The sequence below is a fragment of the Cupriavidus sp. OV096 genome, from assembly GCF_900115455.1.
In the GTDB taxonomy this organism is placed as follows: domain Bacteria; phylum Pseudomonadota; class Gammaproteobacteria; order Burkholderiales; family Burkholderiaceae; genus Cupriavidus.
Window position 1 is genome coordinate 122,126 of record NZ_FOWM01000014.1, and the last position, 14,172, is coordinate 136,297.

At 65.8% G+C, this 14,172-nt stretch carries 8 protein-coding genes; all 8 read right to left on the reverse strand.

Annotated features, from left to right (window positions below; all coding sequences use genetic code 11):
* Positions 1-38: 38 nt before the first annotated feature.
* Positions 39-1,190 carry a branched-chain amino acid ABC transporter substrate-binding protein gene (locus BM115_RS23980; protein ID WP_092300309.1) on the reverse strand — a complete coding sequence of 384 codons (1,152 nt, stop codon included), beginning with the start codon at positions 1,188-1,190 and terminating at the stop codon, positions 39-41.
* Between the two features lie 184 nt (positions 1,191-1,374).
* Positions 1,375-5,343, reverse strand: coding sequence for a trifunctional transcriptional regulator/proline dehydrogenase/L-glutamate gamma-semialdehyde dehydrogenase (gene putA / locus BM115_RS23985; protein ID WP_092300312.1), 3,969 nt, complete (start codon positions 5,341-5,343; stop codon positions 1,375-1,377).
* Between the two features lie 186 nt (positions 5,344-5,529).
* Positions 5,530-7,833, reverse strand: a complete 2,304-nt coding sequence (locus tag BM115_RS23990; RefSeq protein WP_092300315.1) for a primosomal protein N' — start codon at positions 7,831-7,833, stop codon at positions 5,530-5,532.
* A gap of 514 nt (positions 7,834-8,347) precedes the next feature.
* Positions 8,348-9,436 carry a uroporphyrinogen decarboxylase gene (hemE, locus tag BM115_RS23995; RefSeq protein WP_092300431.1) on the reverse strand — a complete coding sequence of 363 codons (1,089 nt, stop codon included), beginning with the start codon at positions 9,434-9,436 and terminating at the stop codon, positions 8,348-8,350.
* A 64-nt stretch (positions 9,437-9,500) separates the two neighbouring features.
* Positions 9,501-10,457, reverse strand: coding sequence for an alpha/beta hydrolase (locus BM115_RS24000; RefSeq protein ID WP_092300318.1), 957 nt, complete (start codon positions 10,455-10,457; stop codon positions 9,501-9,503).
* An 836-nt stretch (positions 10,458-11,293) separates the two neighbouring features.
* Positions 11,294-11,710, reverse strand: coding sequence for a F0F1 ATP synthase subunit epsilon (locus BM115_RS24005; RefSeq protein ID WP_092300321.1), 417 nt, complete (start codon positions 11,708-11,710; stop codon positions 11,294-11,296).
* 109 nt (positions 11,711-11,819) lie between these two features.
* Complete coding sequence (gene atpD / locus BM115_RS24010; RefSeq protein ID WP_092300324.1) at positions 11,820-13,223, reverse strand: F0F1 ATP synthase subunit beta; 1,404 nt, start codon at positions 13,221-13,223, stop codon at positions 11,820-11,822.
* A gap of 33 nt (positions 13,224-13,256) precedes the next feature.
* Complete coding sequence (atpG, locus tag BM115_RS24015; RefSeq protein WP_092300327.1) at positions 13,257-14,132, reverse strand: F0F1 ATP synthase subunit gamma; 876 nt, start codon at positions 14,130-14,132, stop codon at positions 13,257-13,259.
* Between the last annotated feature and the right edge of the window lie 40 nt (positions 14,133-14,172).

A 14,172-nucleotide genomic window follows, 5' to 3' on the forward strand; every position in this document is an offset into this window, starting at 1 on the left:
AAGCCAGCCGGCGGCCTTGTGTCTTGCGCAGTCAGGGCTTACTTGCCGCCGACCGTTTCCAGCACGGTCCACTTGCCGTCCGCGACCTTGTAGACGGTGATGCCGCCGTCCTTCAGGTCACCGCGGGCGTCATAGGCCAGCGTCTTGGTGGTCACGCCCTGCATGTTGGTGGCGGCCAGCACTGGAAGGTAACGCGCCGGGTCGGCCGAGCCGGCCTTGATCATCGCCGTCATCATGGCGGTGGCGCCGTCATAGGCGTACGGCGAGTAGGTCTGCACCTTGCTGCCGAAGCGCTTTTCGTACTTCTTCTCGTACGCGGAGCCGCCGGGCATCTGGTCCAGCGGCAGGCCGGCCAGCGACACCACCGTGCCATCGGCAGCCGGGCCAGCCAGCTTCAGGAAGTTGTCGGTCTTCGACATTTCGCCCGACACCAGGGGTGCCTTCAGGCCCAGTTCCTTGACCTGCTTGGCCATCGGGGCCGATTGGGTCTCGGCGCCGCCGTAGAAGATCACGTCCGGATTGCTGCGCTTCAGGTTGGTCAGCACGGCCTTGAAGTCCACCGCCTTGTCGTTGGTGAACTCGCGGCGCACGATCTTGCCGCCAGCGGCCTTGGCGGCCTTCTCGAACTCGTCAGCCAGACCCTGGCCGTAGGCGGTGCGGTCATCGACGATGGCGATGTTCTTGGCACCCAGCTTCTTCACCACGAAGGCGCCGATCACCGAACCCTGCTGGGTGTCGGACGTCATCATGCGGAACGTGGTCTTGAAGCCCTGGCGCGTGTACTCCGGAGCCGTGGCCATGGCGATCTGGGGAATACCGGCGCGGTTGTAGACCATCGACGCCGGGATGCTGGTGCCCGAGTTGAAGTGGCCGAGCATGCCCTGGATGCCGGAGTCCACCAGCTTCTGGGCGACCACGGAACCCGTCTTGGGATCTGCCTGGTCATCTTCGGAGACCAGCACGAACTTGACATCCTTGCCGCCGATCTTCGGCTTGGTGGCGTTCATGTCCTCGATGGCGAGGACTACGCCGTTCTGCATGTCCTTGCCGTACTGCGCCTGGCCGCCGGTCATCGGGGCGGCGAAGCCCAGCTTGATTTCCTGCGCCTGTGCGAAGGCAGCCTGCGCGGCGGTCAGGCCTGCAACGGCCATGGCAACGGTCATGGCCGTTTTTTGGAATGTCGAGCTCATCAGTTCTCCTTGGGTCCCATTGGGTGCTTAGGGTGCCGTGTTGTAGCTGCGCGGCCGGCCTCCGGCGCGCATCACGGACCGGCGTTGGCAGCACCGCTCCGTTCCTCGGTTGCGCGGCGGGGTCGGGATCGCCGGCCCCCACCGCACGCATCGACAACCGATCAACTAAGGACATGCTTAATACTTAGCCGATCGTCATCAGACTTGCATTGCCGCCCGCAGCCGCCGTGTTGACGGACAGCGAACGCTCGATCAACAAACGCTCCAGCGCGACATTCGGTTCACCGTGAGCCAACCCCTGCACGCCGACGATGGGACCGTGCCGCTGGGCCACCTGTTCGCAGACGGTACGCAGCTGGTCGGAATCGCCGTGGTGCAGCACCGCGTCGAAAGCGGCGTCCGCGGCCTGCGCATCTTGCCAGTTGGCGGCCAGGCGGACGCGCGATTGTACTGCCTGGGGCAGGCGCGACAGCAAGCCCTTGTTTGCAGTGGTGTCTGGCCACAACGCCTGGGCGCCCACGGCCAGGACGGCGGCCAGTTGGGTGAGCAGGTCGGCCTCTTGCTGGGCCAGGCACAGTACCCGCTCGCGCGGCAGCAGCGAGTAGGTATTGCGCTCGCCGGTGGGGCCGGGCAGCGTCACGGCCAGGCCGGACGGGCTCGCCTCGGCAAAGCGGTCGCAGGCGGCGGCCAGTTCGGGTTGCGAGCCCTGCGCCCACGCCTTCAGCGCGGCCAGGCCGGACGAGACCGGCGCGACCTGTGCCCCGCCATTGGTATCGGCGCCGCGCACGGTACGCGCCACGGCGTCCTGCGGGCACACCGACAGCAGCCGGTGCAGGTAGAGCGGGCCGCCCGCCTTGGGGCCGGTGCCGGACAGGCCCTCGCCACCAAACGGCTGCACGCCGACCACTGCACCCACAATGTTGCGATTCACGTACAGGTTGCCCACATGGGCACGATCCACGATGCGGGCGATGGTTTCGTCGATCCGCGTATGGATGCCCAGCGTCAGGCCGTAGCCGGTGCCGTTGATCTGGTCGATCATCGTGTCGAGCGCGGCGCGCGGGTAGCGCACCACGTGCAGCACCGGGCCGAAGACCTCGCGTTGCAGTTCTTCAAGGCTTTCCAGCTCGATCAGCGTGGGCGGCACGAAGGTGCCGTGGCGGCAGGCGGCGGACTGCGCGGCGCCCGGATCGGCCTGGTGCACGCGGCGGCCCTTGGCGCGCATCGCCTCGATATGGCGGACGATGCCGGTACGCGCTTCGTCGTCGATCACCGGGCCGACGTCGGTCGAGAGGCGGTCCGGGTTGGCCAGCGTCAGCTCGCCCATCGCGCCCTTGAGCATTTCCAGGATGCGGTCGGCCACGTCTTCCTGCAGGCACAGCACGCGCAGCGCGGAGCAGCGCTGGCCCGCCGAGTCGAAGGCGGAGGACACCACGTCCGCCACCACCTGCTCGGCCAGCGCGGACGAATCCACGATCATCGCGTTCTGGCCGCCGGTCTCTGCGATCAGCGGAATCGGACGGCCGGCGGCGTCCAGGCGGCCGGCGACGTTGCGTTGCAGCAGGCGCGCCACCTCGGTGGAGCCGGTGAACATCACGCCCTTGACGCGGGCATCGCCCACCAGCATGGCGCCTACGGTCTCGCCGCGGCCCGGCAGCAGTTGCACGGCACCAGCCGGCACGCCGGCCTCGCGCAGCAGGCGCACGGCCTGGGCGGCGATCAGCGGGGTCTGCTCGGCCGGCTTGGCCAGCACCGGGTTGCCGGCGGCCAGCGCGGCGGCCACCTGGCCGGTGAAGATCGCCAGCGGGAAGTTCCACGGGCTGATACAGACCACCGGGCCTAGCGGGCGATGGGTATCGTTCGAGAAGCCGTCCCGCACCTGCACCGCGTAGTAGCGCAGGAAGTCGACGGCCTCGCGCACTTCGGCAATCGCGTTCGAGAAGGTCTTGCCGGCCTCGCGCATGATGGTGCCCATCAGCGACTGCATCTGCGCTTCCATCAGATCGGCGGCACGCTCCAGGGCGGCGGCGCGCACCTCGGGCGGCGTGGCCTGCCAGATCGGCGCCACGTTGACGGCGGCGGCCAGCGCGGCCTCGATCTCATCGGGCGTGGCTTCGCTGACGTGGCCCACCACGTCGCGGTGGTCGGCCGGGTTCAGCACCGGGGCGAACACGGCGTCGGCGCGCGACACATCGCCGCCCAGCAGCGGCTCGGCACGCACGGTGTCGCTGGTGCCGGCCAGCAGCGCCGACGACAACGACGCCAGCCGATGCTCGTTCGACAGATCGATACCGATCGAATTGGCGCGCGACTTGCCATACAGCGCGCGCGGATGCGGGATGCGGGGGTGGGGCAGGCCGAGCGTGCCTTCGGTCTTGTGCATCTGCTCGACCACGGCGACCGGGTCGGCCACCAGTTCGTCGAGGGCGATGGTGTCGTCGGCAATGCGGTTCACGAACGACGTATTTGCGCCATTTTCGAGCAGGCGGCGCACCAGATAGGCCAGCAGCGTCTCATGCGTGCCCACCGGCGCGTAGATCCGGCAAGGCCGGTTGAACTTGCCCTCGGCGAGGGGGCCCACCACCTGGTCGTACAGCGGCTCGCCCATGCCGTGCAGGCACTGGAACTCGTACTGGCCGGGGTAGTAGTTCTGGCCGGCAATCTGGTAGATCGCCGAAAGCGTGTGCGCGTTGTGCGTGGCGAACTGGGGATAGATCGCATCGGGCACGGACAGCAGCTTGCGCGCGCACGCGATGTACGACACATCGGTATAAACCTTGCGCGTATAGACCGGGTAGCCCTCCAGGCCATCGACCTGCCCGCGCTTGATCTCGCTATCCCAATAGGCGCCCTTGACCAGGCGGATCATCAGGCGGTGCCGGCTGCGCCGCGCGAGGTCGATCACATAGTCGATCACGAACGGGCAGCGCTTCTGGTAGCCCTGCACCACGAAGCCGATGCCGTTCCAGCCGGCCAGATCGGGTTCGAAGCAGAGGCGTTCGAGCAGGTCGAGCGAGATTTCGAGGCGGTCGGCCTCCTCCGCATCGATATTGATGCCGATGTCGTACTGGCGCGCCAGCATCGTCAGGGACTTCAGGCGGCCGTAGAGTTCCGAGATCGCGCGCTCGTGCTGGGCGCGGCTATAGCGCGGATGCAGCGCGGACAGCTTGATCGAGATGCCCGGGCCCTCGTAGATGCCCCGGCCGCGCGAGGCCTGGCCGATGGCGTGGATGGCCTGCTCGTAGGAGGCCAGGTAGCGCTGGGCATCGGCCTCGGTCATGGCGGCTTCGCCGAGCATGTCGTACGAGTAGCGGAAGCCTTCGGCCTCGTATTTCCGGGCGTTGGCGAGCGCCTCGGAGATGGTCTCGCCGGTCACGAACTGCTCGCCCATCAGGCGCATGGCCATGTCCACGCCCTTGCGGATCAGTGGCTCGCCGCCCTTGCCGATGATGCGCGTCAGCGCCTTCGACAGCCCTGACTCCGTATGCGTGGCCACCAGCTTGCCGGTCAGCAGCAGGCCCCAGGTGGCGGCGTTGACGAACAGGGACGGGCTCTGGCCCAGGTGCGACTGCCAGTTGGCGCCGCTGATCTTGTCGCGGATCAGCGCATCACGCGTGGCCTTGTCGGGAATGCGCAGCAGCGCTTCGGCCAGGCACATCAGCGCCACGCCTTCCTGTGACGACAGCGAGAATTCCTGAATCAGGCCCTGCACCAAGCCTTCGCGGCCGGTGCCCACCTTCTGCTCGCGCAGGCGCTGGGCCAGCGTCTTGGCCATCTTGATCGCGGCGTCGGCCTGTTGCTGCGGCAGGCGGGCCTGTTCCAGCAGCACCGGTACGCAATCGGTTTCCGGGCGACGATAGGCCGAGGTAATCGCGGCGCGCAGCACGGACTGCGGCTGGATGCTCTGGGCGAATTCGAGGAACGGCTGCGGGGCGGCATCGCCCGGTTGCACCTCGGTGTCACCGCCCTCGGCGTCTGCGCCGGCGCTGAACCCGCCTTCGTGCGGCAGATGGCCGCGTTCGACCTGCTCCAGATACGTGAAGATCGCCTGCTTGATCAGCCAGTGCGGGGTACGGTCGATCGATTGGGCAACGCGTTTGAGGCGGTCGCGCGAGGCGTCGTCGAGCTTGACGCCGAGGGTGGTGGTGGCCATGCGAGCAGTTCTCCGAAAAGCGGGGGGAAGCGGCCACGCGGTCCGCGCGCGGTGCGCACGCGAGCCCCGGCCGCTTCAGGGCTGCCGCGATATTACCCTCGGAAAATTGCGAGGTGCAACCTAGTGCAACCCCTTAGCCTGCGAAGGGAGGCGACGGTTGCACCACTACAACACTTTGCACGCCGTCTAGATCCGCAGCGGGTCGATCTCCAGCTGCCAGCGCACCCCCTTCACGGCGCTGCCGACCTCGCCAAATGTTTGCACCCACTCGCTCACAAACCGTTGTAAAACCGGGCGCGCGCTCGCTTCCACCAGCATCTGCGCCCGCTCCTTGTTGAAGATGCGCACCATCGACATCGGCACCGGGTCGTGGAGTTGCACCTCTGGCGCCAGCGCACAGGCATCGGCCCGTTCGCGCGCGGCCTGGAGGAAGGCCAGCGCCCGTTCGAGCTGGCCGTGCTCGGCCGTGACCAGCACCTGGTACGCGAACGGCGGCAGGCCGGCCTGACGGCGCTCGCGCAGTTGGCTGGCGGCAAATCCATCATAGTCATGCCGGACCAGCGCCTGCAACGCCGGGGCGTCCGGGTAACGGGTCTGGATCAGGACTTCGCCCGGCAGCCCGGCCCGGCCCGCGCGGCCGGAGACCTGCATCAGCGACGCGAACAGGTGCTCGGCGGCGCGGAAGTCGTGACTGAACATCGCGGCGTCCGGATGGACGATGCCGACCAGCGTCACGCGCTGGAAGTCGTGGCCCTTGGCCACCATCTGCGTGCCAACCAGGATGTCGACCTCGCCCGCGTGGACTTCGTCGAACATCGCCTGCGCGGTGCCCTTGCGGCGCGTGGAATCGGCGTCGATCCGGGCGATGCGGGCGTCCGGGAAGCGCGTGGCGAGGGCCTCCTCGATGCGCTGGGTTCCGCGCCCAAGTGGCGCAATGTCGACATTGCCGCAATCGGGGCAGTGATGCGGCACCGGCGATTCCAGCCCGCAGTGGTGGCAGCGCAGCCGGCGCTCCGGCCGGTGCAGCACCAGGTACGCCGAGCAACGCGGGCAGCCGGAGAGCCAGCCACAGCTATCGCAGGCCAGCACCGGCGCATAGCCGCGCCGGTTCAGAAACAGCAGGCTTTGCTGGCCGCGCTCCAGCCGTTGCTGAATGGCGTCCAGCAGCGGCACGGACAGCCCTTCGAACAGATGGCGCTGACGCTGCCGTTCATGGTTCAGGTCGATCAGCCGCACCGTGGGCAGCGCGGCGTCTGCCTGGGCGCGCTCGCGCAGCACGAGCTTGCGGTAGGCGCCCTGCTCCGCCCGATGCCAGGTCTCCATCGACGGCGTGGCGGAACCCAGCACGATGCCGATCTTCAACTGGTTGGCGCGCCAGACGGCCAGATCGCGCGCCGAGTAGCGTAACCCTTCCTGCTGTTTGTATGACGTATCGTGCTCTTCATCGACAACGATCAGCCGCAGGTGCGGCATCGACGCCAGCACCGCCATCCGCGTACCCAGAACGATGCGCGCCTCGCCGCGATGGGCGGCCAGCCATTGCAGGCTGCGCTCCTGATCCGCCAGCCCGCTATGGAGCACGGCCAGCGGCTCGTGCGGGAAGCGGGCGGCGATGCGCGCCTGGAGCTGCGGCGTGAGATTAATCTCAGGCACGAGCATCAGGATCTGTGCGGCGGGGTCGGCGGCCAGCAGGCTCGCCATGGCGTGCAGGTAAACCTCGGTCTTGCCGCTGCCAGTCACGCCATGCAGCAGGAACGGCGCGAAGCCTTCGGCATTGGCGATGGCGTCCACGGCCTGCCGCTGCTCGTCGTGAAGGGGGGGGGCGACGGAGGGCGGCTGGTCTGGCGCAATATCGAGCAGCCTGCGGGCCGCAATGGACGATTCGATCCAGCCGGCGGCCTCCCATTCGGCCAGCCGGGCCGGGGCGGCGGTGCAGAGCGCGCGGGCGTCGGTCAGGCCGATCCAGTCCGGCGTTGCGGCCAGGGCGGCAGCCAGCGCGTGGGCGGTGCGGGCGCGCGTGGGCACGGCGGCGAGCAAGGCGTCGCCCTGCCCGTCGCGTACCCGGTACTGCGTGCTTTGGGCGCGCTGGCCGAGGCGGTCCCACGTCTCGGCCTCGCGCAGGGAAGGCGGCAGCGCGGGCAGCATGACCTCGCCCAGCCGCCGGTGGTAATAGCGCGCCGCGAAACGCGCCAGCGCCATCCATTCGGCATTCACCGGGGGCATCCAGCCGATATGGCGCTCCACCGGGCGCAGGCGGTCTGCAGGCACATCGCTGCTGTCGGCCATCTCCACGGCCACGCCGACCATGCTGCGGCGGCCGAATGGCACCACGACAAGGTCACCCGGCGCCACATCGTGCGCGGCGACGTAGTCGAAGCAATCGTCAGCGGGCGTATCGAGCGCAACGCGCACGATCGGCGCTGGTGCCGGGGCGGGATCGGCTTCCAATGTCTGTGATGTTTGCGCGACGTCGAGCGCCGTGGCGGTCATCGACGGACCCCCGACTGGTGCAGTCCAGATGCGCAATCGTTGTGCATGCGACGCATGGTCGACACCATGAGAAAAGTCTGTGTGCGGCGCAACATCAACTTAAAGTAAAACTTCAAATGTGACCCTAAGTCGATGATCCATGGATGGTTTTCCACCTCCCCCGAAGTGCCTGTGGATAACTTTGTTGAAAAGTCGCTCCATCTTCCCCGGAAGGCGCTTGAATCCAAGGTTCCATCGCTGTCGCGGGCTCGCTTGAAGAAGATTCAAAGTCTTATGAATCAAGGACTTGCGAAGACCCCCCAACTGAGTTAAGGGGTAACCCGCTCGTGCACTGCCGCAAACCTATCAGTGTGCATAAGTCAAGCCTTGACAACGACCCATCGGCACCTTTTTGGAGACAAATCAAAAAATAGTTTACTTGACAGCCCTTGCCGTGAGCCTCCCCGTGCACAAGGCCGGCGCACGGGCCCGCGTCGCTGCGACGCGGGGTATTTCAAACGGCCGGGAGCCTGTGTTAGCGCGCGCCGCGCAGGGTGCGACTGTAACGATGCACTTCGTCCACCAGCACGGAAACACTCTCGGGCGGCGTGAACTGCGAGATGCCGTGGCCGAGGTTGAACACGTGGCCGTCGCTGCCACCGCCTGCCGCGTAGGTGTCGAGTACGCCACGCCCCTGCTCACGAATGGCGGCTTCGGGCGCGAACAGCACCGTCGGATCGATATTGCCCTGCAACGCCACCTGGCCGCCCGTGCGGCGACGGGCCTGGGCGAGGTTCACGGTCCAATCGAGGCCGATGGCATCCGGGCCGATCTCGGCGATCTGCTCGAGCCAGTGGCCGCCGCCCTTCGTGAAGACAATCGCCGGGATTTGCTGGCCCTCGTGCTCGCGCTTGAGGCCGGCCAGCACGCGGCGCATGTATTCGAGCGAGAAGCGCTGGTACATGCCGTCGGCCAGCGCGCCGCCCCAGGTATCGAACACCATGACGGCCTGGGCGCCTGCTTCGATCTGGGCGTTCAGGTAGGCCGACACCGCCTGGGCGTTGATGTCGAGGATGCGATGCATCAGGTCCGGGCGGCCGTACATCATCGCCTTGACCGTGCGGAAGTCGTCCGAGCCGCCGCCTTCGACCATATAGCAGGCCAGCGTCCACGGGCTGCCCGAGAAGCCGATCAGCGGCACGCGCTGGCGGCCGTCCTGGATCAGCGCGCGGCGGATCTCGCTCACGGCATCGAAAACGTATTGCAGGGAAGCCATGTCCGGCACGGCGAGCTTGGCCACATCCCCTTCCGTGCGCAGCGGGTGCGCGAAACGCGGACCTTCGCCCTGGGCGAACGACAGGCCGAGGCCCATCGCGTCCGGCACGGTGAGGATGTCCGAGAACAGGATCGCGGCGTCGAGCGGGTAGCGATCCAGCGGCTGAAGCGTCACTTCCGTCGCATAGGCGGGATTCTTCGCCAGCCCGAGGAAGCTGCCGGCGCGGGCGCGCGTGGCGTTGTATTCGGGGAGGTAGCGGCCCGCCTGGCGCATCAGCCACAGCGGCGTGTACTCGGTGGGTTGCCGGCGCAGCGCGCGCAGGAAGGTATCGTTCTGCAATGCGGTCATGGTCATCCTCTCAAGACCGCCATTCTAAGGGATGCCCGCCGCCACACGGTGTCCGGGAAAGGTGTCATGCCTCGTCGAAGATGCCGACGAAGGCTTGCGCGGCGCGGCGCATCCACTCGCGGGCGCGCGGCGCGTCCGGCTGCAGGCGCGCGAAGCCGTGGGTCATACCGCTGGCCTCGATCGTGACGACCGGGGCGTCGTGGCGCACGAGAAAATCGGCGTAGGCGAGGCCGTCATCGCGCAATACGTCGTTGGCGGCGACCAGCACCACGCTGGCCGGCGGCAGCCGCGAGGGCGCGGTGGCCATCAAATGGATGCGCGGGTCGGTGGTCTCGGGGCCACGCACCAGGGCATCGGCGCCGATGAATTGGGTCCAGAACCAGGCCATCTCGTCACGCGTCAGGCCCGGACCGTCGGCGAAGGCGCGGTAGCTCTCCGTGGTCAGCACCGGTGCGGTGACCGGATAGATCAGCAGCTGCGCGTTGACGACCGGGGCGCCGGCGGCGGCATTGACCTCGCGGGCGGCCACGGCGGCGAGGTGCGCGCCCGCGCTGTCGCCGGCCACGGCGAGGAAGGTCGGATCGACGTCGAGCGCCTCGCGCATTGCCGCCAGCGCGCGCACGGCGCCGATCGCGTCATCGCACGGCGCAGGAAAAGCGTGTTCCGGCGCGAGCCGGTAATCGACGCTGGCCACCACGCAACCCGTGTCTTCGGCCAGCAAGGCGGCCACCGTGTGGTGGGTGCGCGGCGAGCCAACCACCCAGCCTCCGCCATGGAAATAGAGGATCAGGCGTGGGCGTTCCACATCGGCAGGACGGAACAGGCGCACAGGCAGCGACGCCGTGCCGGTCTCGATCGTGATGTCGGTAACGGCCATGCCCGCCGGGTCGTCGATTAACGACTGCGCGGCCACCTCGTCGAAGCGTGCGCGGCGCGCGGACGCATCAACGGGTACGGGCTGGCCGGCGTATTGCTCGGCCATGCGTTGGTAATAGGCGAGAATCTGGGGGTCGATGGCCATGGCGCGTCGTGGAAAATCTGAACTGGCGCCAGTGTAATCGCCCGGCGGAGGGCGACGAAGGAAACAAAGCGGCGAAGGGTGCGCTTGAACCGTATCGAATCGTAACGCTAGAGGCGCTACCGAACACAGTTTTAAAGCGGGAGTTTTCTTTATCCCCCAAAAGTGGGGAGTACGGATTATGCATTCGCAGAAAACCTAATGCATTCAGTAGCCTAGCGCTTAAATGTCTTAACATTGGCTTGCCGGGGCTGCGGCGATCCGTGTGCAGATTGGGCCCCGATCGGCGCATAAAAGCGTCTAAAACGCCGGTTTCTTACTCGCCGGGCTTTCAACTACTTGCAAAACGATACATTTTGTTACTGCCATCCCCAGAAGTTTCCCCCACAATGCATTGACACACCGAAGCGCTGGTGTGAAGTGTCCCCACCCGTAAAGCATTGAAAAATAAGGGGATGCGGAAGAAAGCCTGAAGAGTTTGCTTGGCAGTATCCCGATTTTCCGGACCAGCAAGTCAGAACTTGCCGATCCGGAGCACCAGGAAAGACCGATCGGCGCGTGGCTTGAGTTTCCCCGGACGTGATGTCGGAGACCTCGCCAAGGATGCGGAGAGAAGACTCCGATGCGCTCGTGAGTAAATCCTGGACCGAACCCGTTCCTTCGAATTGACCCCTCGAAGGGATTTTCCCGTCCGCGCGGAGCCTCCCCGGCCCGCGCGCTTTTTTTTGTGGTCCAGGCAGGAAAATATAGCGCCCGTCGAACAAAAAAGGCAGCCACATGGCTGCCTTTTTCCATGGCGCACCGAAAAAACAACAGGTGCGCCAGTCCTACTTAACTGCTTACTTCTTACGACGCAGACGGGCGATGGCAGCCAGCTGCGCAGCGGCCACGGCCAGCTCGCTTTGTGCGCGCGCCAGGTCCAGGTCGCTGCCCTGGTTCTGCATCAGTTCCTCGGCCGCACGCTTGGCGTCCTGCGCCTTGGCTTCGTCCAGATCGCTACCGCGGATGGCAGTATCGGCCAGCACAGTTACGTGCTTCGGCTGGACTTCGAGAATACCGCCGGCAACGAATACGAACTCTTCGCTACCGTCTTCCTTCTCGATGCGCACCGCACCCGGTTGGATGCGGGTGATCAGCGGCGTGTGGCCCGGCAGAATACCCAGTTCACCCGTCTCGCCCGGCAACGCCACGAACTTCGCCTGACCGGAGAAGATCGACGCTTCCGCGCTGACGACGTCTACAAGAATGGTTGCCATATCAGATCCTTTCTCCTGAAAGCGTTAGCTTCCCGATACCAGGAAGCAAGTTTTCGCCTCCACGCGGGCCGCGGCAGTTGCCACGGTGCATGAAGGCGAAACCCACCGCTTACTGGAGCTTCTTGGCCTTCTCGAAGGCTTCGTCGATCGAACCGACCATGTAGAACGCCTGTTCCGGCAGGTGATCGCACTCGCCATCCACCAGCATCTTGAAACCACGGATGGTTTCCTTCAGCGGCACGTACTTGCCCGGCGAACCCGTGAACACTTCGGCCACGTGGAACGGCTGCGACAGGAAACGTTGGATCTTACGGGCGCGGGACACAGCCAGCTTGTCTTCCGGCGACAGTTCGTCCATGCCCAGAATCGCGATGATGTCGCGCAGTTCCTTGTAGCGCTGCAGGGTCTGCTGTACGCGGCGGGCCACTTCGTAGTGTTCCGTGCCGACGACTTGCGGATCCAGCTGACGCGACGTGGAGTCGAGCGGGTCAACGGCCGGGTAGATACCCAGCGCTGCGATGTCACGCGACAGCACCACGGTCGAGTCCAAGTGCAGGAACGTCGTGGCGGGCGACGGGTCGGTCAAGTCATCCGCAGGCACGTACACGGCCTGGATCGACGTGATCGAGCCAGTCTTGGTCGACGTGATGCGCTCCTGCAGCTTGCCCATTTCCTCGGCCAGCGTCGGCTGGTAGCCCACGGCGGAAGGCATACGGCCCAGCAGTGCGGACACTTCGGTACCGGCCAGCGTGTAGCGGTAGATGTTGTCCACGAAGAACAGGATGTCGCGGCCTTCGTCACGGAAGCGCTCGGCCATCGTCAGGCCGGTCAGCGCCACGCGCAGACGGTTGCCCGGCGGCTCGTTCATCTGGCCGAACACCATGGCCACCTTGTCGAGCACGTTCGAGTCCTTCATTTCGTGGTAGAAGTCGTTCCCTTCACGGGTACGCTCGCCCACGCCGGCGAACACCGACAAACCGCTGTGCTGCTTGGCGATGTTGTTGATGAGCTCCATCATGTTCACGGTCTTGCCCACACCGGCGCCGCCGAACAGGCCAACCTTACCGCCCTTTGCGAACGGGCAGACCAGGTCGATCACCTTGATGCCGGTTTCCAGCAGGTCCACCGACGGCGACAGTTCGTCGAACTTCGGGGCCTTCTGGTGGATGCCGCGCAGCTCGTCAGCCTGGATCGGGCCGGCTTCGTCGATGGGACGACCCAGCACGTCCATGATGCGGCCCAGCGTACCGTGGCCAACCGGCACGGAGATGGCAGCGCCAGTGCTCTTGACCGGCATGCCGCGGCGCAGGCCGTCGGACGAGCCCAGGGCAATCGTACGCACCACGCCGTCGCCCAGCTGCTGCTGCACTTCGAAGGTCAGGCCCTTCTCGGCAAACGACGAGTCGCCGGATTCTTCCAGCACGAGTGCCTCGTACACCTTCGGCATTGCGTCACGCGGGAACTCGATGTCCACCACGGCGCCAATGCACTGCACAATATTTCCGATACTCATTTCGTATCTCCGATAGCTTGAATACTTGACGCCTTAGACCGCAGCGGCACCGCTGACGATTTCCGACAGTTCCTTGGTGATCGCTGCCTGACGGGTCTTGTTGTAGACCAGTTGCAGTTCGCCGATCACGTTCTTGGCGTTGTCGGAAGCAGCCTTCATGGCCACCATGCGCGCCGATTGCTCGGACGCCATGTTCTCGGCCACGGCCTGGTACACCAGCGCTTCGACGTAGCGGACGAGCAGCTCTTCCACCACGGTCTGGGCGTCAGGCTCGTAGATGTAATCCCACGAGTAGGCACGCTTTTCGTCTTCGGTCTGGCTGAGCTTGTCGGCTGCCAGCGGCAGCAGTTGCTCGACCATCGGCTCCTGCTTCATCGTATTGATGAACTTGGTGTACGCCAGGTACACCACGTCGACCTCGCCATTGGCGAATGCGTCGAGCTGGACCTTGATCGCGCCGATCAGCTTTTCCAGATGCGGGGTGTCACCGAGGTGCACCACATGCGAGACCACCTTGGCGCCAATGCGGCCCAGGAACTGCATGCCCTTGGTACCGATCGCGGTCGCTTGTACGTCCACGTTGCGGCCCTGCAGGGTCTTCAGTTCGTTGGTCACCGCGCGCAGCACGTTCGTGTTCATGCCGCCGCACAGGCCCTTGTCCGTCGTCACCACGATCATGCCAGCGCGCTTTACATCGCGGGCCTGCATGAACGGATGCTTGAACTCGGGGTTGGCCGTAGCCAGGTGCGCCGCGATATTCCGCACTTTCTCGGCGTAGGGGCGGGCATTCCGCATCCGTTCCTGCGCCTTGCGCATCTTGGACGCGGCGACCATCTCCATCGCCTTGGTGATCTTGCGCGTGTTCTGCACGCTCTTGATCTTGGTTCGAATCTCTTTCGTTCCGGCCATATCTTCCTCTCCATTCGTTTCGCGCCGCGCCACCGTTACT